Genomic DNA, 21,584 nt, shown 5'->3' with positions numbered 1-21,584 from the left:
ATGACCGAACCGCTCGACCGCGGCGCGCGCCGCGCGATCCTGGAGGCGGTGGACGCCCTGCGTGATGACGCAGTCCGCATGCTGGAGCGCCTGGTGCGCTGCCCCTCCACGCTGGGTAACGAGCAGTCCGCGCTGAACGAGATGGCGCGGATCTACGAGGGGATCGGCCTCGTGCCGCGGCGCGTGCCGACCGACCCGGCGGTCCTGGCCGCGCATCCGGGCTTTTCGCCGCCGCTCGTGGGGTATGAAGGGCGCGACAATGTCGTGGCGGTGTTCACGCCGCGCGAGCGCCGCGGGCGTTCGCTTGCACTGCAAGGGCATGTCGATGTGGTGCCCGAGGGCGCGGCCGACATGTGGCTGACCCCGCCCTACGAGCCCGCCATCCGCGACGGGCGCATGTATGGCCGCGGCGCCGGCGACATGAAGGCGGGCATCGTGAGTTACGTCGCGGCCTTCAAGGCGCTGCGCCTGGCCGGCCTGCAACCCGCCGCCGAGGTGCAGATGCAATCGGTGATCGAGGAGGAATGCACCGGCAATGGCGCGCTCGCCGCCATGCTGGCGCTGCCGCGCACCGATGCGGTCATCATCCCCGAACCCGGACCCGGTTTGCCCGCCATGTATTCGGCGGAGGTCGGCGTGGTCTGGGCCTGGGTGACCGTGAGCGGCCGCCCGGCCCATGTGCGCGACATGCAGGCGGGGCTGAATGCGATCAAGGCGGCGAATGCCATCGCGGCGCGCTTCGAGGATTACCAGGCCGAGATGAACCGCGCCGAGCGCATCCACCCATCCTTCCGCGGCGTGAACCATCCGGTGAACGTGAATTTTGGAACGATTCAAGGAGGCGAGTGGAACAGCAGCGTCCCCACGCGCGCGCGCATCGGCATGCGGGTCGGCGTGATGATGGGCTACACCGCTGCGCAGACGAAGGCCGACATCGAACGCATCGTCGCCGAGGCCGCGCAGGATCCCGCGCTGAAGGGCGCGACGGTCGCGCTGGAATTCAAGGGCTTCATGGCCGACCCCTGCGTCTTCGACATGAACGCGCCGATCGTGACCATGGCGAAGCGGCATTTTGCCGACGTCTCCGGTGGCTTCCTGCGTGACTACCCCGCGACGGGGCTGACCGATGGGCGCTTCTTCGCGCTGTACCAGGACACGCCGGTGGCCTGCTTCGGCCCCGATGCGCAGGAGATCCATGGCATCGACGAGAGCGTCGGGTTGGACTCCATGCACGACATCACCCGCACCATCGCGTTGACAATGGCCGAGTGGTGCGGCGTGGAGGCGGCGGCATGAGCATCGCCTTCGATCCCGACCGCCTCTGGAACAGCCTCGAGGAGATGGCACGCATCGGCGCCACGCCGCAGGGCGGGGTGAAGCGTCTCGCGCTCTCGCCCGAGGATGGGCAGGCCCGCGCGCTGCTGCGCGACTGGGCGCAGGCGGCGGGCTGCACCGTGACGGTGGATCGGCTGGGCAGCATGTACTGCACCTACGCCGGCACCGATGCGAAGGCGGCCCCGGTCGCGGTGGGCAGTCACCTCGACAGCGTGCCGACCGGCGGGAAGTACGATGGTCCGTATGGTGTGCTGCTCGGCCTTGAGATCCTTCGCGCGCTGCACCAGGCCGGCCGGCGCACGCGCGCGCCGATCACCGTGGTGAACTGGACCAACGAGGAAGGCTCGCGCTTCAGCCCGGCCATGTCGGCGAGCGGCGGTGCGATGGGCGTGCTGGACGAAGCGAAGGTCCTCGCCGCGCCGGACAATTTCGATGCGTCGATCACCTACGCCGACGCGCTCGCCGCGATCGGCTGGGCGGGCGATGCCGACCCCGCCAGGGCGCGTGACTTCGCTGCGTATTTCGAGGCACATATCGAACAGGGGCCGATCCTGGAGCGCGAGGGCATTCCGATCGGCATCGTCACCCACTGCATCGGCGTCGAGCAGTGGGACGTCGTCGTCACCGGCACCGACGGTCATGTCGGCTACCCGATGGCCGGGCGGCGCGATGCGCTGGCGGCGGCCTCGGAGCTGGTGCTGGCGCTGGAACGCATCGCCATCGAGACCGGCGGCATGGCGACGGCTACGCGCATCACGCTCGCACCGGATGCGCGCGGGAACATCCCCGCGATGGTGCGGCTTGCGGCGAATATCCGCCACCCGGACGCCGATGGGAATGCCCGCATGGAGGCTGCGTTCCGTGCTGCCATGGCCGACCTCGCGACCCGGCGTGGCGTGGAGGTGCAGATCATCCGTGTCGGCGGCTATCCCCGCGTGCCCTTCGCGGCCCCGCTGCTCGACGCGCTGCGGCGCGGCGCGCAGGGCGCGCAGTTGAAGCATCGCGACATGCCCGGCCCGATCCCGCAGGATGCGCTGCATGTCGGCATCGTCGTGCCCTCGGCGCTGATGTTCATTCCCTGCCATGGCGGGGTCAGTCACCACCCGTCCGAGAGCATCTCCCGCGCATGGTGCGCAGCCGGCCTGGCGGCGATGGGCGCGGCGGTGATCGAAGCGGCCGGAGGCCTTGCATGACGACCAATGTTCCGCTCTCGGGCAAGCGGCTGTGGGACAGCCTGATGGAGATGGCGCGGATCGGCGGCACCGCGAAGGGCGGGAGCAACCGGCAGACGCTGACAGACCTCGATTCCGAAGGGCGGCATCTGCTGCAACGCTGGGCCGAAGCGACGGGCGCGACGCTGTGCGTGGACCGCGTGGGCAACATGGCGCTGACGCGGCCCGGGCGCGATCCGTCCCGCAAGCCGGTGGCCTTCGGCAGCCACCTCGACACCCAGCCTACGGGTGGGAAGTTCGACGGGGTGCTCGGCGTTCTGGCGGGGCTGGAGATCCTGCGGGCGGTGCACGAGGCCGGCATTGAGACCGAGGCGCCGCTCATGCTCATCAACTGGACCAACGAGGAAGGTGCCCGCTTCTCGCCCCCCATGATGGGCAGTGGCGCGGCGATGGGCATCTTCACCGAGGCCGAGGTGCTGGCGAAGCAGGACAGCGAGGGCGCGGTCTTCGGGGCCGAACTCGCGCGCATCGGCTGGCAGGGAGCGACCGATCCCGCCGCGCTGCGCGATGTCGGCGCGTATGTCGAACTGCATATCGAACAGGGGAAGCTCCTCGAGGATGCCGGGTGTGAGATCGGCGTCGTCACCCATGCGCTGGCGCAGAACTGGCTGGAGGTGACCATCGAGGGCGAGGAGGCGCATGGCGGTTCCCCCATGGCCGGGCGGCGCGATGCGCTGATGGCGGCGGCCCCGCTGATCGCGGCGATCGAGGAGATTGCGCTGGCCTCCATCACGCCCGCCGGCGATCCGGGGCGGGCGACGGTCGGGCGGCTGACGGTCTATCCCGACAGCCGCAACATCGCGCCGTCGCGCGTGTGGTTCAGCATCGACACGCGCCACCACGACCCGGCGCTGCTGGCGCAGATGGCCGAGGAGATCCGTGCACGCGCCACCGGCATTGCCGCGGCGCGCGGCGTGCGGATCGAGGTCGCCGATTTCTGGTATTCGCCCATGACGCCCTTCGACCCGGCGCTGGTTGGCCGCGTGCGCGATGCTGCTGCGCGCCTGGGCTATCGGCACATGGACATGCCGACCGGCATCGGCCACGACGCGGTCTATGTCGCGCGCCAGGTGCCGACCACCATGATCTTCTGCCCCTGCCACGGCGGCTTGAGCCACAACGAGGCCGAGAGCATCACGCCGGAATGGGCCGAGGCGGGAATGCGCGTGCTGGCGGATGCCGTGCTCGCGACCGCCGGCGTCGCGAAAGGCTGACGGCGCGTGCGCATCGCGCACCCATGACGGCGACGGCGGATCGCGCGACGATGGGGATCGAACCCCGCGCCTGTGATCTCTCCGCCTTGCGCGCCAAGGTCCCATCCGAAGGAGCATCCATGACCCGCATCGCCATCGGCGGCTTCCTGCACGAGAGCCATTCCTTCGCGCCCCTGCCCACCGGATGGGGAGATTTCATCAAGCCCGGCGGCTTCCCGCCGCTGCAGAAGCGCGACACGCTGCTGGACGCGCTGCGCCCGACCTCCTGCCCCGCCGCCGGCGCCATCATGGTGGCCGAGCAGGACGGCGTGGACATCGCCCCGCTCGCCTGGTGCTTCGCCAACCCCGCGGGCCCGGTCACTGCCGAGGCCTTCGAACGCATCGCAGCGCTTCTCGTCGCCGCGTTGTCGGATGCGCTGGAGGACGGGCCGCTCGATGGCGTCTACCTCGACCTGCATGGCGCCATGGTCGCGGTCGGCTTCGACGATGCCGAGGGTGAGGTGCTGCGGCGCGTGCGCGCTGTGGTCGGCCCCGACGTGCCGATCGCCGCCAGCCTCGACCCGCATGCCAACAAGACGGCGGCGATGGTTCAGCACGCGGATGTGCTGGTGCCGTTTCGCACCTATCCGCATGTCGACATGAAGCCGGCCGGTGCGCAGGCCGCGCGGCTGCTGCTGCGGATGATCCGCGAGGGGGTTCGCCCGGCGAAGGTCTTCCGCGAGATCGACTATTGGACCCCGCTGCCGGGCCAATGCACCATGGTCTCGCCGATGGCGGATGTGATGGCGGAACGCGCGCGGCTCGGCGCGGCGCCAGGTGTGTGGGAACTGGGCTTCTGCTTCGGCTTTCCCTACGCGGATTTCCCCGGCTGCGGCATGGCCATCGCCTCCTTCGCCGATACGGCCGACCAGGCGGCACAGGCGGCCGATGCGCTGGCGGCCTTCGTCGCGTCGAAGGAGACTGAATTCGCCCTCGGCGTGCTGCCTGCGGCCGAGGGCGTGGCGCGCGCCATGGCCGGCACCGGCAAGGGACCGGTGATCCTGGCGGACACGCAGGACAACCCCGGTGGCGGCGGGCATGGCGACACCACGGGCCTGCTGGCGGAGCTGATCCGCCAGGACGCGCAGGGCGCGGTGCTGGCGCCGATGAACGACGCCGAGGCCGCCGCGGCCTGCCATGCGGCGGGGGAGGGCGCGACCATCACGCTCGACCTCGGCGGCAAGAGCGACGGCGTGCCGCTGCGCGTGACCGCGGTGGTGGAACGCCTGAGCGATGGACGCTTCACGCTGACCGGGCCGATGGGCGCGGGGAACCCGGCGAATCTCGGCCCCTGCGCGCTGGTGCGGGTGGCGCCGGGCGTGCGGGCCATCATCGTCACGCGCAAGATGCAGGCGCATGACCAGGCGCTGTTCCGGCACATCGGCGTGGAACCCAAGGACCAACGCATCGTGGCGGTGAAGTCCTCGGTGCATTTCCGTGCGGATTTCCAGCCGATCGCGTCGGAGGTGATCGTGGTGACGGCGCCGGGGCCGGTCGTGGCGGATCCGGCGGGGCTGCCCTTCACCAATCTGCGGCCCGGGCTGCGGTTGCGGCCGGGTGATAACCGGCGGACCGGGTGACCCTGGTCGCGCGCATCCGCGCCCTGCCGGCCGATCTCGACGATCTCGCGGGTGCTGCGGCGGCCGAGGGGTTCGGCATGCTCGGCGTGCTGGCGCGCGAATGGGTGGCGGGGACGCAGCGCTTCGCGATGCCGGAGGAAGCGCTGTTCGCCGCGCGCGATGGAGCGGGCGTGCTGCTGGGCATCGGCGGCGTCACGCGTGATCCCTGGGCGCCGGCGCTGCGGATGCGGCGATTCTACGTGCGGCCGCCGGCGCGGGGCCGGGGGATCGGGCGCGCGCTGGTGGCTGCCGCGCTGGACCATGCGCGCGGCGCCGGCGCAGCCATGGTGCGGCTGCGCGCGCCGGCCGCGGCGGCGCGGTTCTGGGAGGGCTGCGGTTTCAGGCCGATCGATGACCCGACGGCGACCCACGGGCTGGAATGGCCGGGCCGCGGCTGACGGCCCTGCCGCGTCCGACGCCGTGCCCTGAACTGCATCAGCGCGTCGACGCGCCGTCCGCGGCAATGGGTGCCGACCAACTCGCGGACAAGGAACGCGCATCATGAAGACCATCGAATGGGTCACCGTGCCGGGCATCGACGGGCGTGCGATCGGCGCCATCGGCTTCATCGGCGATGACGCCGCCATCGTCACCGCCTTCTTCGACGACCGCGACGGCAACAAGGATGGCGAGGTGAGCTGGGGCGAATGGGCGGTCTCCAAGATCTCGCCCATCAGCGTCGAGGGCAAGGCGGTGACCGAGGTCGCGATGGCCGCGCGCTACATGCCCGAGATCGTGATGCGTGACGCCAGCTTCGCGCAGGAAGCGGCGCAGATGTACGTGGAGTTCGCCAAGGGCCTGGTCGTGGACGGCATCTATGCGGCGTATTTCTCCCGTGGTGTGAGCGCCGCGGCGGGGGCGACGGCGCGCGCGGTCGGCGGCGGGATGGTGCGCGAATTCTTCATCCGCGAGGGGATGAAGAAGGCGGTGCGGGAAATCTACGACGCCAGCGTCGGGCGGTAGCATCGGTCCCGGCCGTGTGACGATGCCCGCTGGCATGGCGGGCCGGGGACGCTACCCTGCGCCCGGGCGACCGGAAGCGGCCGCAGGCTTCAGCGCCCGGCGGCCTCGATCTCGGCCAGCGCCGGGCGCAGCGCCGCCGGCGCCTGGCCGATGCCCCACATCACCTGGTGCGACGCGCCGTGACGGCGCCAGGCGATGGAGCAGGTCATGTTCGATGGGGCACCGCGCGGCAGGCCCGCGAAGCCCGCGGCCTCCAGCATCGCCGCGATGCGTGCGTAGGGCGCGCTGCGGCCGTCGAGCAGCGTTTCCTCGACCGGCGCACCCGCGCGCGGGCGGCGCAAGCGCGTGACGCTGCCATCGGGCGTGAGCTGCAGCCCGCCGCCGCCGCCCGTGGCGCCGCCGCCGCAATAGGTGACGATGGCTTCGCCCGGCGCCGGACCGGCGGCGCCGGCGAGCAGGGCGGCGACGGCCAGCGCGGCGATCCTCATGCCGCCAGCAGCGCGCGCACCGCGGCCTCGCGCGGGATCGGCGCGACCGCGCCATAGCCGGTGGTGGACAGGGCGGCGGCGGCATTGGCGTAGCGCGCGGCATCGAGCGGGTCGTCGCCGGCCAGCAACCGCGCCAGAAGCGCGCCGGCGAAGGTGTCCCCGGCGCCGGTCGCGTCGACCGCGGGCACACGGTGGGCAGGGATGCGGGTGCGGGCCTCGCGCGTCGCGACCAGGCAGCCTGCGACACCGCATTTCAGCAGCACGGTCGGGCACAGCCGCAGGTAGAAGTCGGCCACGGCGTCGGGGTCGGTCAGCCCGGTGAGCGCCGTCGCATCGTCCAGCGAGGGCAGGGCGATGTCGGCCATGCCGATCGCCGCGTGGATGACCGCTGCGGCACGCGCCGCGGGCCACAGGCGCAGCCGCAGGTTGGTGTCGTAGGAGACCGCCACGCGCGCCGCGCGCGCGAGTTCGATGGCGCGGAAGGCGGCGTCGCAGGCAGTGTCGGAGATCGCCTGGCTGATGCCCGACAGGTGGAGGATGCGGGCGCTGCGGATCGCGTCCTCGGGCAGGTCGGCGGGGCGGTAGCGCGCGGCGGCACTGCCCGTGCGGTAGAAGGTGAAGTGATGGCTCTGGTCGTCATGGGTGACGACATAGAGGCCGGTCGGCGCATCGGGGGCACGGCGCACGGTGGTGGTGTCGACGCCTTCCGCGGCCCACAGCGCCATGAAGCTGTCGCCCGGCGCGTCGGTGCCGATGGCGGTGATGTATCCGACGGTAGCCCCCGACCGCGCCGCGGCAATGGCGGCGTTCGAGGTGTCCCCGCCATGGCCTTCCAGATACAGCACGCGGCCATCCGGCCCGGCTGGCTGGCGGTTGAATTCCAGCATCGGTTCGCCGAGGCAGAGCAGGTCGGGCATCGGCGTCAGGCGCGCATGATGCCGAGCGCGTCCTCGGCCGCCTGCAGGATGGCCTGGCGGTTGCCGGCGGCGATCAGCGATTCATCGACCAGCTTGCCACCGATGCCCACGAAGGCCGCGCCCGCGACCAGATAGTCGGGCGCGTTGCGGGCATCGACGCCGCCAGTCGGGCAGAAGGCCACATCCGGGAAGACGGCGCGCAGCGCCTTGATGTGGGCGGGACCGCCGGCCGACCCGGCGGGGAAGATCTTCACCACGTCGGCGCCCGCATGCAGCGCCGCGCGCACCTCGGTGGGGGTCAGGGCGCCCAGCATCAGGCAGGCGCCGGCATCGCGGCAGGGCGCGGCCAACGCCGGATCGACCCAGGGGGCGACGATGAAGCGCGCACCGGCATCGAGGCAGGCCTGCGCCGTTGTGGCATCGGGCACCGTGCCGGCGCCGACCAGCAGCGCCGGGTCCGCGGCCAGGGCGCGGATGAGCGCTGGGGCCTCGGGTACCGTCATGGTGATCTCGAAGATCGTGATGCCGGCCTCCTGGAGCCAGGCGACGGCGGTGGCGGCGCGCGCAGCGGTGCTGGCGCGTACCACCGGGATGATGCGGGCCTGGCGCAGGCGTGGGATCAGCGGGTGCATGGCGGGGAGGGCCTCCGTGGCCGCCCATGCTTGGCCGATGAAGTGGCGCGGGGGCAAGGCCCCGCGCCGGGTCAGACCGCCATGCGCCCGGCGGTCGCCTGCAGCGTGCGGGAGGCGGCGAGGGCACGCTCGATCTCGGCGGCGGTGGTGTCGAGCGCGGATCGGTAGCCGGTGACGCTGGTGCCCAGCCGCGCCATGGTCCGCGACAGGTCGCCGATCGCGGCCTTGAGGCCGGCGGTGGCGTCCGACTGCTCGGCGACGGCTTCATCGAGGCGGCGCAGCGCGAGGCGGAGGCGATCTTCCGGGCGCTGCGGAAAGAGAGCGACCGCGGCCTGCGTTGCTGACAGGGCCGTACCCTCGGTCGGGGCGGGCGACAGTGTCGGCGGGAGCGGAGCGGACATGGGGCCTCGGCGGAGCGTGTTAACGCCTTATTAGGGAATCTTCGCGCTGGAGGCGAGCGGAAAATGTCTCGCTTTTACGGAATCGTCGCGAAATTAGGTGAATTGCATCCCATTGATCGCGCCATGGAACGAAACGGAGAGGTCTCGTAGCGTCCGAGGCTTATCGGCGCTTCCTGACGTTGTATCGCAGGATACGGCACCGGATATCGCGTCTCGCCCCGGCAACATCACGCAATCTTTAGATGCATCAGTCCCGTGAGTCACCGATGGCGCGCTCAACAGCCGAGGCATTCATCGGTTACGGCAGGGGCGCGATGGTTTATCCAGCGTGGCATGGGTACCCTGCTTGAAGTCGGCGTCATTCTCCTGCTGGTCCTGGTCAATGGCGGCTTCGCGATGAGCGAACTCGCCATTGTCTCCTCCCGCCGGTCACGGCTGATGGCGATGCAGCGCCAGGGCAGCCTGGGGGCCGAGGCGGCGCTGGCGCTCGCCGACGACCCACAGCGCTTCCTGCCGACGGTACAGGTGGGCATCACGCTGGTGGGCATCTTCGCCGGCGCCTTCGGCGGCGCGCGGCTGTCGGGCACGCTGGGCGAGGCGCTGAACGCCATCCCGGGCGTCGCGCCCTATGGCCTCGAGATCGCCTTCGCGCTGGTGGTCATCGCCATCACCTATCTGAGCCTGATCCTGGGCGAACTGGTGCCGAAGCAGGTTGCGCTGCGCAATCCGGAACGCGTCGCCGTGATCGTCTCGCGACCGCTGGCGATGCTCGCACGGGTTTCGGGGCCGGTGGTCTGGGTGCTGGGGAAGTCGTCGGCCTTCGTGCTGCGATTCTTCGGCCCGGCACGCCCCGGCGAGCAGTCCGTCACGGAAGAGGAAGTGAAGGCGGTGGTGGCCGAGGGCGTGCAGGCTGGCGCACTGGAATCCGAGGAACGCCACATGATCGAGCGCGTGCTGCGCCTGGCCGACAAGCCGGTGCGCGCGCTGATGACGCCGCGCAACGACCTGGCCTGGCTCGACCGGTCCGACCCGGCGGCAGACATCGCCGCGCGGCTGCGCGCCAGCGACGTGACGCGCTTCGTGGTGGCGGACGGGCGGGTCGACAACGTGGTCGGCGTGGTGGTGGCGAAGGACCTGCTCGACCAGATGCTGGAAGGTGCGCCGATGGCGCTCGATGCGGTGCTGCGGCAGCCGCTGGCGCTGCCCGATACGCTCTCCGCGCTCGATGCGCTGGAGCGGCTGCGCGGGGATGCGCTGGGCATGGCGCTGGTGCTGGACGAATACGGGTCCTTCGAGGGGGTGGTCACGGCGTCGGACCTGCTCGAGGCGATCGTGGGCGAATTGGGCGCGGCGGAGGTGGCGACCGGCGGCGATGCGGTGGAGCGGCACGACGGGTCGCTGCTGCTGGACGGGTCGATGCCCTCCGACGAGCTGCGCGCGCGGCTGGATTTGCCGGAACTGCCGGGGTCGGGGACCTACCACACTGTAGCGGGGTTGATGCTGGCGCTGCTGAAGCGCGTGCCGAAGGAAGGCGACCGGATCGTCTGGGCCGGCTGGCGCTTCGAGATCGTCGACATGGACGGGCGCCGCGTCGACAAGGTGCTGGCGAGCCGCGAGGAGGTCGTGGCCTGATTCCGCCGTCGGCGTCGCCGGACCTGTCGGCGCGCAGGGGTGGTGTCGCGGCTGCGTGGCGTGCCCGTGGCAAGGCCGGGGGCGGCGCCGCCCGGCCACGCGCGACGCCATGCCATCGGCGGGATGGCTACTGCCCGGCCGCCGTCTTCGCGATGGGCGCGATGAACTGCGGCTCGGTATCCCAGGGGAACAGGATCCAGGTGTCCTGCGACACTTCCGTGATGAAGGTGTCGACCGTCGGCTTGCCGGCGGGCTTCGCGTAGACGGTCGCGAAATGCGCCTTGGGCAGCAGGGCGCGGATCACGCGCGCGGTCGTGCCGGTATCCACCAGGTCGTCGAGGATCAGCCAGCCCTCACCGTCGCCGGCGGCGAGTGGTGGCTTGGCCACCCGCGGTTCGCCGCGCTTTTCCTCGTCGTAGGTAACGATCGACACGCTCTCGATCAGCCGGCAGTCGAGTTCCCGCGCGATGATCGCGGCCGGGATCAGCCCGCCGCGGGTGATGGCGACGATCCCGCGGTATGGCCCGCGTTCCAGCAGCCGCCAGGCCAGCGCCTTGCTGTCGCGGTGCAGCTGGTCCCAGGTGACCGTGTAGTACTTCTGCGCCATCAGAACATCTTTCCCCCGTCCGGCACCCGCAGGTCCGGCTTCAGCAACACCACCGCGCCGTTCTCGTCCGGCACGCCGAGCACCAGAACCTCGCTCTCGAACCCCGCGATGCGGCGCGGGGCGAAGTTCACCACCGCCATCACCTGGCGGCCGATCAGCCGGTCCGGCGCGTAGTGCACCGTGACCTGCGCGGAGGACCGCTTCACGCCCAGGCTGCCGCCGAAATCCACCCAGAGGCGGATCGACGGCTTGCGCGCCTCGGGGAAGGGCTGGGCGTCGACCACGGTGCCGACGCGGATGTCGAGGGCCTCGAAGGCTTCGAAGGGGGCGGGCGGCTGGGTCATCGGCGCCATGCAAGCCGATTTCGCAGCAGCGGCAAAGCCCGCGGCCATCGCCCGGCGGTCGCGGCGATCGCGCCACGCAGCACGCGCAGCGGCGCGGTGACGCGCCAGGACAGGCTGGCGCGCAGCGCCGTGAGGTCCGCCTGCTGCGCCGCATCCGCGACCCGCAGCGCCGCCATCGCGGCATCCTGCTGCGCGCGGGCGGCCTGCGCCGCGGCGAGAGCGGCGTCGCGCGCGGCCATCATGCCCTGCAGGGTGTCGACCTGCGCCTCGAGGCGCGACCGCGCGCCGCGCAGCGCCGCCACTTCGTCGAGCAGCGCGGCCTGGAAGGGGGAAGTGGCCTCGGCGGTAGGGGCGGCGGCCGGGTCGAACAGCAGGCCCTGGGCGCGGTAGCGTTGCTCCATGCCGCGGAAATCCGACAGGTGGACGATGCGTGGCGCGCGCCCGGACCGTTCGACCACCACGCGCGACCCGCGCCGTTCCATCGTGGCGCCGTGGCAGTGGAAGTTATCCTCGGAGCGCAGCAGCGCGAAGCCGCCGGCTTCGTGCAGCACCCGGTTGAAGGCGCATTGCTCGGCCATGTGGCCGAGGTCGCCGGCCGGGCGCAGCACGTCGTAGACGTGCCGCACATGGGCGTCCCAGGCGGCCCAGAAGGGGGCGTCGGCGCGCGCGCAGAAGACGCCGGAGGACAACACGGCGCGGCCGTACATGAAGGCCGCGACCTGCTCACCGAACAGCTCGCGGTACAGGCCGCGATACCAGTCCTGGTCGCCCACCAGGTTGGCGATGCAGGCATCGTAGTCGGGGTCGATCATGGCGCAGGCGGCGACGCCCGCGGGGGCGGCCAGCGCGGCGCGGCGGAATTCGTCGATCGCCGCGCCGTCCTGCACCCAGCAATCGGCATCGATCCACAGCACCATGCCCGCGCCCAGCATGCGTGGCAGGCGCGGGCGCAGATACATGGCGGCGAAATAGGCGCGGTCATGCGCCCGCGGCGCCACCGCCGGGGCCGGCGGGACGATCACGCGCACGCCCTGGCCGGCGAACCAGTGCCGGGCCGCCGGTGTCATGCCGATGTCGATGACGGTGAGCTCGCGCGCGGCCGGGCCGAGGGATTGGCACAGCCCGATCGCGAGTTCCTCCATCGCGGCATCGGTGGCGGTGGCGATGGCGAAGGGCGTGGACTCGGCCGAGGCGGTTGGCTTCATGCGGGCCGACGACGGAGCGCACCATGCGTGCGGGCGTGTTCGGCGCCGCGCGGTGCGGCCCGGCGGCCTGGTTCGGTGATGCCTGCGGGTTGCTGCATCGCGCGGCCTTAGACCAGAAGTCACGATCGCGCGAGGGGGGTCAGGTGCCGAGGTAGCGGGCCAGGAAGTCGCCGATTTCGTTGAAGGCCTCGCGCGCCTCGGGCACCGTCGGGTCGAGGAACTGGGCGTGGCTCTGGCCTTCAAGGACCTGGAGGTCGGCGACCACGCCAGCGCGGCGCAGGCGGCGATGCGCGCGCACCGTGTCCGACAGCAGCAGGTCACGCGTGCCGGAGGTGAGGATGGCGGGCGGGAAGCCCGACAGGTCGCCGTTGACGGGCGAGAGCAGCGGGTCGCGCAGGTCGCGCCCGGCGGCATAGAGCGCGGCCGCGGCGCCGAGCCAGCCGGTGCGGCTGACCAGCACGTTGTCGACATAAGCGTTGGCGTTCACCGAATCGCCCTCGCCGGCCAGGTCGCACCACGGGGTGCCGGGGGCGATGGCGGCGGGGGGCGGCAGGCCCTCGGCGCGCGCGCGCAGCAGGGTGGCCAGCAGCAGGCCGCCGCCGGCGGAACTGCCGAACAGGCCGAGCCGGCGCGGGTCGTGCTGCGCGGTCACCGCGCGCCACGCGGCGATGGCGTCGTCCAGCGCCGCCGGGAAGGGGTGGTCGGGCGGCATGCGGTAGTCGACCGACAGGCAGCGGAAGCCTGCAAAACCGGCCATGAGCATGGCCTCCCCCGCGCCGGCGCGGCCCGGATAGAGCACGTAGCCGCCACCATGCAGGTGGACCAGCAGGCGGCCCTGGCGGTCCGGGCGCATGTCGCGCGGGGCGATGTCGAAGGCCGGCACGCCGGCGATGGTGGTGGGGGTGACGGTGATGCGGAGCGCTTCGATCAGGCCCGGGAGCAGCGGGTCGACCTCGGCGGCGGAAGCGGCCTGCAGGGCGCGCCAGCCGGCGGTATCGGGCGGGATGTGGTCCCAGTTGGCGGGATAGGGCGCGGCGATGCGGTGTTGCAGCTCCGCGCTGACGCTGCGCGGGACAGGGAGCAGGCGAGCGGGCAGCGTCCGGGGGGCCTCGGTGGGCGCTGGGGCCTGCGCCAGGGTTGGCGCGGCCAGGGGCGGCGCAGCCAGGGCGGCGGAGAGGACGACGCGGCGGTGGAGGATCATGGCGGGGCCCGGCAGTGGCGGCTGCATTCCAGCATTGCGCGCGCCGCCCGTCGCCCCGGGCTTTCCAAGCGGGCCGTCCCGTTGCATGGAGGCGCCAACCCCAGTTTGGAAACGGATCCCGGAATGCGTGATTTCCATTTGCCTGGCCGCAGCCCCGCCTATGGCGCGAACGGCATGGCCGCGACCTCGATGCCGCAGGCGACGCTGGCCGCGCTCGATATCCTGCGCGCCGGGGGCAATGCGCTCGATGCCGCGATTGCCGCCTGCGCTGTGCAATGCGTGATCGAACCGGCCTCGACCGGGATCGGCGGCGACTGCTTCTGCCTGTACGTGCCGGCGGGGTCGTCGAAGGTGGTGGCGCTGAACGGGTCGGGGCGCGCGCCGGCGGGTGCGACGCCCGAGGCGCTGCGCGCGGCGGGGATGACCGCGATGGTCAATACGTCGGCCCATTCTGTGACGGTGCCCGGGGCGATCAGCGCCTGGGAACTGCTGAACCGGACGCATGGGCGGCTTGGCCTCGATGCCATCCTGCAGCCGGCGATCCGGTATGCCGAGGAAGGCTTCGCGATCTCCCCGCGCGTGGCGTGGGACTGGGTCGGCAGCGTGGGCAAGCTGATGAAGCACGAGGCCTCGGCCCGGCGCTTCCTGCGCGATGGCGAGGCACCGAAGCTGGGGACGCGCTTCGTACAGCCGGAACTGGCGCGCACGCTGAAGGCCATCGCCGCGCGCGGCAAGAAAGCGTTCTACGAGGGCGAGGTCGCGGCCGACATCGTGGCGACGCTGCGCGCCGCGGGCGGGCTGCATACGGAGGAAGACTTCCACCGCGGCGCCGATGTCGCCGAGTTCGTCGAGCCGATCTCGATCGATTGGCGCGGCATGCAGGTGTTCCAGTGCCCGCCCAATGGCGTGGGCATGCATGTACTGCAGATCCTGGGCATCCTGGGCAACCTCGAAACCCCGGAGCAGGGGCCGTGGAGTGCCGAGCGCTTCCACCGCCACATCGAGGCGGCGCGGCTGGTCTATCGCGACCGCGACGCCTTCCTGGCGGACCCGTCGCAGGTGGATGTGCCGGTCGAGCGGCTGCTGGGTGCGGACTACCTGAAGCGCCTGGCGGGCCTCATTCGCGATGACGCGGCGATGCCGGAACTGCCGCCGGCGGGCGAGAGCGACTTCGCCAAGCACAAGGACACCGTCTACCTCTGCGTGGTGGACAAGGACGGCAACGCCTGTTCGTTCATCAACTCGCTGTTCGAGGGCTTCGGCACCGGCATCCTGGCCGAGACGTCCGGCGTCATGCTGCAGAACCGCGGCTTCGGCTTCCGGCTTCAGGAAGGCCACCCGAACTGCATCGCGCCGAACAAGCGGCCGCTGCACACCATCATCCCCGGCATGGTGATGAAGGATGGCCAGGCGATCATGCCGTACGGCGTGATGGGCGGGCGCTTCCAGCCGACCGGGCAGACGCTGTTCCTGAGCAATCACTTCGAATTCGGGCTGGATGTACAGGAAGCGATCGACCATCCGCGGCTGATGCCGCAGGACGGAAAGGTGCAGGTGGAGACCGGCATCCCTGGCCAGGTGGTGGACCGTCTGAACCGGCTGGGGCACGAGTGCGTGCTGGTGGACAAGCCGCATGGCGGTGGCCAGGCGATCTTCATCGACCGCGAGAAGGGCTGCCTGGTGGGTGGTTCGGACCCGCGCAAGGATGGCTGCGCGCTGGGCTACTGACGGCGCGTTGCCGCTGCGGCAGACTGGCGGGGCATCGAGGGATGGCCTGCCATGACCGCCGCCGTCATCGCCTTCGGACTCGCCATTGCGTTGCTGCTGCATGCGAGCGTCACGCGCGTGAAGGAGCGCCGCCTACGAAATCGGCTGCGGCCAATCGAGGCGCGGGTGATCGATCCCGGGCGCTCGGGGCAGGTCGAACTGGGCGGCGCCGCCACGGTGACCACGTCGGATGACCACCTGCCCACGAGTTCCACCTATTACACCGCGCGCTGGCGCTACAGCGTGGATGGGCGGGAGCATCACGGCCACACCACGCACAGCGCGCCTGTCTTCGCCGAGGGCGACGTGAAGTTCGGCCGCGTGCAGGTGTTCTACGACCCCGAGAACCCGTCCTTCAGCACGGCGCTGCCCGGGCATAACGATCAGGCGCGCGCCTGGTTCATCGCGGCGGGGATCGTGGCGGTGGCGGGCGTGATCTTCCTGCTGATCGGCCATGTCACGAACCGCCCGCCACCGGCGCCGCGCGGGCGGTGAGGCTGCGCGCCATCCGCGCCGACATCACCACGCTGGAGGTGGATGCGGTGGTGAACGCCGCGAACGAGGCGCTGCTTGTAGGCGGGGGTGTCTGTGGCGCGATCTTCCGCACGGCGGGCGCAGCGCCGCTGGCCGCGGCTTGCGCGGTGGTGGCGCCATGCCCGACCGGACAGGCGCGCATCACGCCGGGCTTCGCGCTGCCGGCGCGCTTCGTCATCCATGCGGTGGGGCCGGTGTGGCGCGGCGGCGGTGCGGGCGAGCCCGCGCTGCTGGCGGGCTGCTATCGCGAATGCTTGCGCCTGCTGCGGGACGCCGGCGGACGGTCCATCGCCTTCCCGGCGATCTCGACCGGCATCTTCGGCTACCCCGCCGACCAGGCAACCCGGATTGCGGTCGCGACGGTGCGGGAGGAAAGTCGCGCCGACATCGACGTCACCTTCGCCTGCTTCGACCAGCACACGCTCCATCTGTACGAAAAGGAACTCGGCGCATGACCGAACCCTGCGATCTGTCGGCCCTGGAAGCCCGCGCGCTGATCGGGCGCCGCGCGCTCTCGCCTGTCGAACTGCTGGAGTCCTGCCTGAAGCGCGTGGGGGAGGTGAACCACGCGGTCAACGCGATGGTCGCCATTGACGAGCCAGCGGCGCGCGCCGCGGCGAAGGCGGCGGAAGCGCAGGTGATGGCGGGCGGTCCGCTCGGCCCGCTGCACGGGCTGCCGGTCGGCATCAAGGACCTGGAGGAAACCAAGGGCCTGCGCACCACCTATGGCAGCCCGATCTTCGCCGATTTCGTGCCCGAGGCGGATTGCGGGATGGTGGCGAACCTGCGCCGCGCGGGCGCGGTCGTGATGGGCAAGACCAACACGCCTGAATTCGGCGCGGGCGCGAATACGCGCAACGCCGTCTATGGCGTGACGGGCAATCCGTTCGACCCGATGAAGTCGGCGGCGGGGTCGTCCGGCGGGTCGGGTGTGGCGCTGGCCTGCGGGATGGCGCCGATCTGCTCCGGTTCGGATACCGGTGGTTCCTTGCGCAATCCGGCGGCGTTCAACGGGATCGTGGGGTATCGGCCCTCGCCGGGACTGGTGCCGAGCGAGAAGCGCGGGCATGGCTGGTCGGGGCTGCCGGTGCTCGGGCCGATGGCGCGCAATGTGCCGGACACGGCGCTGCTGCTGTCGGCCATGGCGTCGGACGATGCGATGGACCCGTTGGCGTACACGCTGCCGGGCGAGGCGGTGCGCGGGGTGCCCGCGCGATACCATCCGCTGGCGCCGGTCGACCTGGCGTCGCTGCGGCTCGCGATCAGCGTCGATTTCGGCCAGGCGCCGGTCGAGAAGCTCATCCGCGAGGCCTTCGCCATCCGTTCCCGCGCCATCGCGCCGCTGTTCGGCGCGGCCGAGGAAGCAGACCCCGATTGCCGCGGTGGCGACGAGGCCTTCGAGGTGCTGCGCGCCATCGCCTTCCTGTCGGCGCATGCGCAGAAGGTGCGCGAACGCCCGCAGGATGTCGGCCCGAACGTGCGCGCCAATGTCGAGGAAGGGCTGCGCTACACGGTCGAGGACGCGGCCAATGCCGCGCAGGCGCAGACGCGGATGTATCGCGCCTGGCAGCACTTCTTCGCGCGGCACGACGTGTTGATCACCCCGGCCATCACGCTGTCGCCGCGCCCCTGGAAGGAACTGTTTCCGGCAGAGATCGACGGGGTGAAGACGCGCAGCTACTTCCATTGGCTCGCCTGCGCCTACTACCCGACGCTGTGCGGGCATCCGGCGATATCGCTGCCGATGGGCGTGGACGCGCTGGGGATGCCGTTCGGCCTTCAGATCGTCGGGCCGCGTGGGGGCGATGCGCTGGTGCTGCGCGTAGCCGCGGCGATCGAGGCGGCCTTCGTCGGGGACGCCGCGCTGCGCCGCCCGGTGCCGGACCTGGCCGCGCTGCGCGCCGCGACGCCAATCCGCGAAGTGCCCGGCGCCCTGGGTTGGGACTAAGTTTCGCCGTCAGTCTCCAGCCGCCAGAAGAAGGAGGGGGCCCGGGGGAGTTCGCTCCCCCGGCCTTGCCTTTCTACCAGCGCCGATACCCGCGATCCCCGCGATAGGCGTAGCGGTGGTCCTGCCGGTAGCCGCCATGCCGGCGGTAGTCGCGCCGATAGTAGCCATCATTATGATTGTTGTTGTTGCTGCTGGCGGCGAGGGCGGCGACGCCGACCAGCGCCGCCGCGCCGATGCCCAGCGCCGCCGTGCTGCCGTAGTCCGGCGAGCCATCCGGGTAGGTGCAGGCGCCGAGCGCGAGGCTGGCGGAGAGGGCGATGGCGGGGAGCAGGCGCATGGTGCAGGTCCTCCTGGTCGTGAGAAGGTTGCACGCCCTCCATGTTTTCGTTGCGGCGCCATCGTGGCGCCGCGCCTTAATCAGGCCTGGGCGCCGGAGAAGGCGTTGAAGGTTTGCAGCGTGTAGGTGTCCTTCACGCCGGCGACGGTCTGGATGCGCTCGACGACGAACAGGCCGATGTCGCGGTCGGCCGCGAGGTAGAACTTCCCCAGCAGGTCGTATTGGCCGGAGACCGAGTGCATCTCGGACAGTTCCTCGATGCCATCGGCCATTTCGCGGGCCACGCGGTAGGCTTGGCCCATCTCGCACTTGATCATCACGAATATGGCGCGCATGGCCGGTTCCGTCGCTGCGGCGCCGCGCGGAGGTGCGTGGCTACGTCGCCGGCTTGTACATCAGGGAGCCGGCAACGTCCCACCAAACATGGTCGTTGAACCAGGTGATGGTCTCGGTGGCGCGGCGACCGTCATCGCCGCCCTGCTGGTCGTCCGGGTCGTTGATGTGGACCGTGTCGCCCTCGATGCCGGTGACGACGATGACATGGCCGAAGCCATACCAGTCACCCGCGGCCCAGAGCGGCCCGTAGTTGATCAGCAGCTGGAACAGGTCGTAGTTGCCGAGGGCATGCGTGCCACTCGGCATCGGGACGGGCACCAGCCCCTCGACCTGGGCAAGCTGCGGGAAGGCGGTCGAGCTGAGGCCCTTGTCGGCCTGCCAGACAGTGGGCAGGCCCAGCCGCGGCCCGGCCTCCTGGTAGTAGGCGACCATGCAGGCCGCGGCGTACCAGCAGTCCATGCCCTGCACCTGGCCGACCAGCGGCACGTCGAGCAGCAGCGAGGGGCCGGCGGAGGAGACGGCGTTCGACCGGCTGCGGCCGGGGATCCGATGGTTACCGATGCTGATCGACATGGGGGCCTCCGGCCATGGTGGATTGCGGCACGACTGTGGCAGCATGAGCCGGCACGGGGGATGAAGCTTTTCGTGCCCCCTTGGGATGCGCCGGCGGGTTGCATCGCCCAAGGCTTGGGCAGGCCCGCCCTGCAGGGCGGAGTCGCGGCACCGGGGGAGGCGGCATGAGTGTTGCTAGCCAGGACCACATGACCGAATTCACCCAGGCGCCCGACCGGGGCGGCCCCGCCCAGCCGCTGCTCGAGGTCTCGGGCCTCGTGAAGCATTTCCCGATCCGCGGCGGGCTGCTGGGCCGCAAGGTGGCCGAGGTCCGCGCGGTGGACGGCGTGAGCCTCTCGATCCGCAAGGGCGAGACGCTGGGCATCGTCGGTGAGTCGGGCTGCGGGAAATCCACCACCGCCCGGCTGCTGATGCGTCTGCTCGACCCCGATGCGGGGGAGATGGTGTTCGACGGCGAGAAGGTCGGCGCCAACGACCAGACCGGCGGGCTGCCGATCCGCGAATATCGCCGCCAGGTGCAGATGGTGTTCCAGGATTCCTACGCGTCGTTGAACCCGCGCCTGACCATCGAGGAGACCATCGCCTTCGCGCCCAAGGTGCATGGCGTGTCCGCGTATGAGGCGCGGGAGCGGTCGCATGAATTGTTGGCGGCGGTGGGCTTGGCGCCGGGGCAGTTCGCGCGGCGCTATCCGCATGAACTCTCGGGCGGGCAGCGGCAGCGCATCAACATCGCGCGCGCGCTCGCGTTGCAGCCGCGCCTGGTGATCCTGGACGAACCCGTCAGCGCGCTCGACAAGTCGGTCGAGGCGCAGGTGCTGAACCTGCTGGTCGACCTCAAGGACAAGTTCGGCCTGACCTACGCCTTCATCAGCCACGACCTGAACGTGGTGCAGTACATCAGTGACCGCGTGCTGGTGATGTATCTGGGCAAGGTGGCGGAGCAGGGGCCGGTCGAGGAAATCTACGACCGCCCGGCGCATCCCTATACCCGCGCGCTGCTGGCCTCGCGGCCGTCGATGGACCCGGCGCGGCGGCGCACCGAACCGCCACTGACGGGCGATCCGCCCAACCCGGTCAATCCGCCCTCAGGCTGCCGCTTCCGCACGCGCTGCGTGATGGCCGAAGGCATCTGTGCGGAGCGCGAGCCGCCGGTCTCCGGCCTGACCGTGGGGCACGAGGCCGCCTGCCACGCCGTCATTCCCGGCAGCGGGCACAGCGCGGCGCCGAAGGTGGCGGCATGAGCGCGGCCGTGAAGATGGACGCCGCGCCGCCGCTGGTGCGCGCGCGGAACCTGTCCGTGCTGTTCAAGAACCGCGATCGTACCGTGCATGCGGTGAACGGCGTGGACCTCGATCTCGCGCAGGGGGAGGTGCTGTGCCTGCTGGGCGAGTCCGGGTCGGGCAAGTCGGTCACGCTGCGCGCGCTGATGAAGCTGCTGCCGAAATTCGCCAAGGTCGAAGGATCGATCGAGGTGGCCGGCCGCGACGTGCAGGCCATGAGCGAGGGCCAGCTGTCGGATTTCCGCGGCGGCGACGTGGCGATGATCTTCCAGGAGCCGATGACCGCGCTCGACCCGGTCTTCACCATCGGCCGGCAGATTGCCGAAGCCGTGCAGCGGCACGAGGGTGTGTCGCGGTCGGCGGCCGATGCGCGCGCGCTGGAATTGCTGGAACTGGTGCAGATCCCATCGGCCAAGCGGCGCCTCGCGGCCTACCCGCATGAGTTGTCGGGCGGGCTGCGGCAGCGCGCCATGATTGCGGTGGCGCTGGCTTGCAAGCCCAAGCTGTTGCTGGCCGACGAACCGACCACGGCGCTCGATGCCACGGTGCAGATCCAGGTGTTGCTGCTGCTGCGCGAATTGCAGGAACGCCTCGGCATGGGCGTGATCTTCGTGACGCACGATTTGGGCGTGGCCGGCGAGATCGCCGATCGTGTGGCCGTCATGTACGCCGGCCGCGTGGTGGAAGAAGGCGGCGTGGGCCCGTTCATGGCCGGGCCGCTGCATCCCTATGCACAGGGATTGCTGGGCGCGACGGTGCATCCGGGCATGCGGGGGAAGCGGCTGACGACGATTCCCGGCGCGCCGCCGGGGCTCGAGACGGCGCCGACCACCTGCGCCTTCTCCCCGCGCTGCGCACTGGCCGAACCCGCCTGCCTGGCCGGTGTGCCGCCCGCGGTGCCGGCCGGGCCGGGGCGGATGACGCGTTGTATCAAAGTGAATGCTGCGTAACGCACCGGCCTTCGGCGCTTGCTGTTTACG

General features: G+C 71.1%; 24 protein-coding genes. 13 read left to right on the top strand and 11 right to left on the bottom strand.

The genetic code is table 11. From position 1 onward, the window contains the following. The 6 genes from MWM08_RS13590 to MWM08_RS13565 all read left to right on the top strand — a co-directional run bounded on the left by MWM08_RS13590 (window position 1) and on the right by MWM08_RS13565 (window position 6,402). Window positions 1–1,296, top strand: coding sequence for an ArgE/DapE family deacylase (locus MWM08_RS13590; RefSeq protein ID WP_244406971.1), 1,296 nt, complete (start codon window positions 1–3; stop codon window positions 1,294–1,296). Next, window positions 1,293–2,528: a Zn-dependent hydrolase gene (locus MWM08_RS13585; RefSeq protein WP_244406970.1), complete on the top strand. Its 1,236-nt coding sequence runs from the start codon at window positions 1,293–1,295 to the stop codon at window positions 2,526–2,528. The genes MWM08_RS13590 and MWM08_RS13585 overlap by 4 nt, the downstream gene beginning before the upstream one ends. Then, the gene (locus MWM08_RS13580; RefSeq protein ID WP_244406969.1) at window positions 2,525–3,781 is read left to right on the top strand and encodes a Zn-dependent hydrolase; all 1,257 of its coding nucleotides are present in this window, start codon (window positions 2,525–2,527) and stop codon (window positions 3,779–3,781) included. Before MWM08_RS13585 ends, MWM08_RS13580 begins: the two co-directional genes overlap by 4 nt. Window positions 3,782–3,900: 119 nt before the next feature. Beyond that, complete coding sequence (locus MWM08_RS13575) at window positions 3,901–5,400, top strand: M81 family metallopeptidase (protein WP_244406968.1); 1,500 nt, start codon at window positions 3,901–3,903, stop codon at window positions 5,398–5,400. Further along, on the top strand, window positions 5,397–5,837 hold the full coding sequence (locus MWM08_RS13570; RefSeq protein WP_244406967.1) for a GNAT family N-acetyltransferase: 441 nt from the start codon (window positions 5,397–5,399) through the stop codon (window positions 5,835–5,837). Before MWM08_RS13575 ends, MWM08_RS13570 begins: the two co-directional genes overlap by 4 nt. A gap of 103 nt (window positions 5,838–5,940) precedes the next feature. Next, entirely contained in the window at window positions 5,941–6,402 is a 462-nt protein-coding gene (locus MWM08_RS13565; RefSeq protein ID WP_244406966.1) for a hypothetical protein, read from the top strand. 89 nt (window positions 6,403–6,491) lie between these two features. Here the strand turns inward: MWM08_RS13565 and MWM08_RS13560 are convergent, their stop codons facing one another. The 4 genes from MWM08_RS13560 to MWM08_RS13545 all read right to left on the bottom strand — a co-directional run bounded on the left by MWM08_RS13560 (window position 6,492) and on the right by MWM08_RS13545 (window position 8,840). Continuing rightward, complete coding sequence (locus tag MWM08_RS13560; protein ID WP_244406965.1) at window positions 6,492–6,890, bottom strand: hypothetical protein; 399 nt, start codon at window positions 6,888–6,890, stop codon at window positions 6,492–6,494. Further along, entirely contained in the window at window positions 6,887–7,807 is a 921-nt protein-coding gene (locus tag MWM08_RS13555; protein WP_244406964.1) for a sugar kinase, read from the bottom strand. Before MWM08_RS13555 ends, MWM08_RS13560 begins: the two co-directional genes overlap by 4 nt. A gap of 5 nt (window positions 7,808–7,812) precedes the next feature. Beyond that, complete coding sequence (locus tag MWM08_RS13550) at window positions 7,813–8,439, bottom strand: bifunctional 4-hydroxy-2-oxoglutarate aldolase/2-dehydro-3-deoxy-phosphogluconate aldolase (protein WP_244406963.1); 627 nt, start codon at window positions 8,437–8,439, stop codon at window positions 7,813–7,815. A gap of 71 nt (window positions 8,440–8,510) precedes the next feature. Beyond that, complete coding sequence (locus MWM08_RS13545; protein WP_244406962.1) at window positions 8,511–8,840, bottom strand: hypothetical protein; 330 nt, start codon at window positions 8,838–8,840, stop codon at window positions 8,511–8,513. A 333-nt stretch (window positions 8,841–9,173) separates the two neighbouring features. Between MWM08_RS13545 and MWM08_RS13540 the strand changes: the two genes are divergently transcribed. Continuing rightward, window positions 9,174–10,472, top strand: a complete 1,299-nt coding sequence (locus tag MWM08_RS13540; RefSeq protein ID WP_244406961.1) for a hemolysin family protein — start codon at window positions 9,174–9,176, stop codon at window positions 10,470–10,472. A gap of 127 nt (window positions 10,473–10,599) precedes the next feature. Here MWM08_RS13540 and gpt read toward each other — a convergent pair whose 3' ends face one another. The 4 genes from gpt to MWM08_RS13520 all read right to left on the bottom strand — a co-directional run bounded on the left by gpt (window position 10,600) and on the right by MWM08_RS13520 (window position 13,856). After that, a complete protein-coding gene (gpt, locus tag MWM08_RS13535; RefSeq protein ID WP_244406960.1) occupies window positions 10,600–11,079 on the bottom strand; it encodes a xanthine phosphoribosyltransferase in 480 nt (159 codons plus the stop codon). Beyond that, window positions 11,079–11,423 (bottom strand): tRNA-binding protein, encoded by a 345-nt coding sequence (locus MWM08_RS13530; protein ID WP_244406959.1) that lies wholly within the window; start codon window positions 11,421–11,423, stop codon window positions 11,079–11,081. Before MWM08_RS13530 ends, gpt begins: the two co-directional genes overlap by 1 nt. Then, window positions 11,420–12,628, bottom strand: a complete 1,209-nt coding sequence (locus tag MWM08_RS13525; protein ID WP_244406958.1) for a hypothetical protein — start codon at window positions 12,626–12,628, stop codon at window positions 11,420–11,422. Before MWM08_RS13525 ends, MWM08_RS13530 begins: the two co-directional genes overlap by 4 nt. A gap of 139 nt (window positions 12,629–12,767) precedes the next feature. Continuing rightward, complete coding sequence (locus MWM08_RS13520; protein ID WP_244406957.1) at window positions 12,768–13,856, bottom strand: alpha/beta hydrolase fold domain-containing protein; 1,089 nt, start codon at window positions 13,854–13,856, stop codon at window positions 12,768–12,770. 96 nt (window positions 13,857–13,952) lie between these two features. Here MWM08_RS13520 and ggt point away from each other — a divergent pair, with 96 nt between their 5' ends. From ggt to MWM08_RS13500, 4 genes are read left to right on the top strand one after another with little or no spacing between them, the layout of a single operon-like run. Next, window positions 13,953–15,557, top strand: coding sequence for a gamma-glutamyltransferase (ggt, locus tag MWM08_RS13515; RefSeq protein WP_244406956.1), 1,605 nt, complete (start codon window positions 13,953–13,955; stop codon window positions 15,555–15,557). 51 nt (window positions 15,558–15,608) lie between these two features. Next, window positions 15,609–16,091 carry a DUF3592 domain-containing protein gene (locus MWM08_RS13510; protein ID WP_244406955.1) on the top strand — a complete coding sequence of 161 codons (483 nt, stop codon included), beginning with the start codon at window positions 15,609–15,611 and terminating at the stop codon, window positions 16,089–16,091. Next, window positions 16,088–16,585: a macro domain-containing protein gene (locus MWM08_RS13505; RefSeq protein ID WP_341482817.1), complete on the top strand. Its 498-nt coding sequence runs from the start codon at window positions 16,088–16,090 to the stop codon at window positions 16,583–16,585. Before MWM08_RS13510 ends, MWM08_RS13505 begins: the two co-directional genes overlap by 4 nt. Then, a complete protein-coding gene (locus MWM08_RS13500; protein WP_244406954.1) occupies window positions 16,582–18,078 on the top strand; it encodes an amidase in 1,497 nt (498 codons plus the stop codon). Before MWM08_RS13505 ends, MWM08_RS13500 begins: the two co-directional genes overlap by 4 nt. Before the next feature lie 73 nt (window positions 18,079–18,151). Here the strand turns inward: MWM08_RS13500 and MWM08_RS13495 are convergent, their stop codons facing one another. The 3 genes from MWM08_RS13495 to MWM08_RS13485 all read right to left on the bottom strand — a co-directional run bounded on the left by MWM08_RS13495 (window position 18,152) and on the right by MWM08_RS13485 (window position 19,324). Continuing rightward, window positions 18,152–18,415 carry a hypothetical protein gene (locus MWM08_RS13495; protein ID WP_244406953.1) on the bottom strand — a complete coding sequence of 88 codons (264 nt, stop codon included), beginning with the start codon at window positions 18,413–18,415 and terminating at the stop codon, window positions 18,152–18,154. An 80-nt stretch (window positions 18,416–18,495) separates the two neighbouring features. Beyond that, window positions 18,496–18,750, bottom strand: a complete 255-nt coding sequence (locus MWM08_RS13490) for an Lrp/AsnC ligand binding domain-containing protein (RefSeq protein WP_244406952.1) — start codon at window positions 18,748–18,750, stop codon at window positions 18,496–18,498. Window positions 18,751–18,790: 40 nt separating this feature from the next. Continuing rightward, a complete protein-coding gene (locus MWM08_RS13485) occupies window positions 18,791–19,324 on the bottom strand; it encodes a papain-like cysteine protease family protein (RefSeq protein ID WP_244406951.1) in 534 nt (177 codons plus the stop codon). Window positions 19,325–19,488: 164 nt separating this feature from the next. Here MWM08_RS13485 and MWM08_RS13480 point away from each other — a divergent pair, with 164 nt between their 5' ends. Next, window positions 19,489–20,565 carry an ABC transporter ATP-binding protein gene (locus MWM08_RS13480; protein WP_255751341.1) on the top strand — a complete coding sequence of 359 codons (1,077 nt, stop codon included), beginning with the start codon at window positions 19,489–19,491 and terminating at the stop codon, window positions 20,563–20,565. Next, window positions 20,562–21,554: an ABC transporter ATP-binding protein gene (locus MWM08_RS13475; RefSeq protein WP_244406950.1), complete on the top strand. Its 993-nt coding sequence runs from the start codon at window positions 20,562–20,564 to the stop codon at window positions 21,552–21,554. The genes MWM08_RS13480 and MWM08_RS13475 overlap by 4 nt, the downstream gene beginning before the upstream one ends. Window positions 21,555–21,584 lie beyond the last annotated feature (30 nt).

Source organism: Roseomonas fluvialis (assembly GCF_022846615.1).
Taxonomy (GTDB): Bacteria; Pseudomonadota; Alphaproteobacteria; order Acetobacterales; family Acetobacteraceae; genus Neoroseomonas; species Neoroseomonas fluvialis.
Note: the sequence above shows the minus strand (reverse complement) of the source record. Positions and strands in the feature narration are given on the sequence as shown.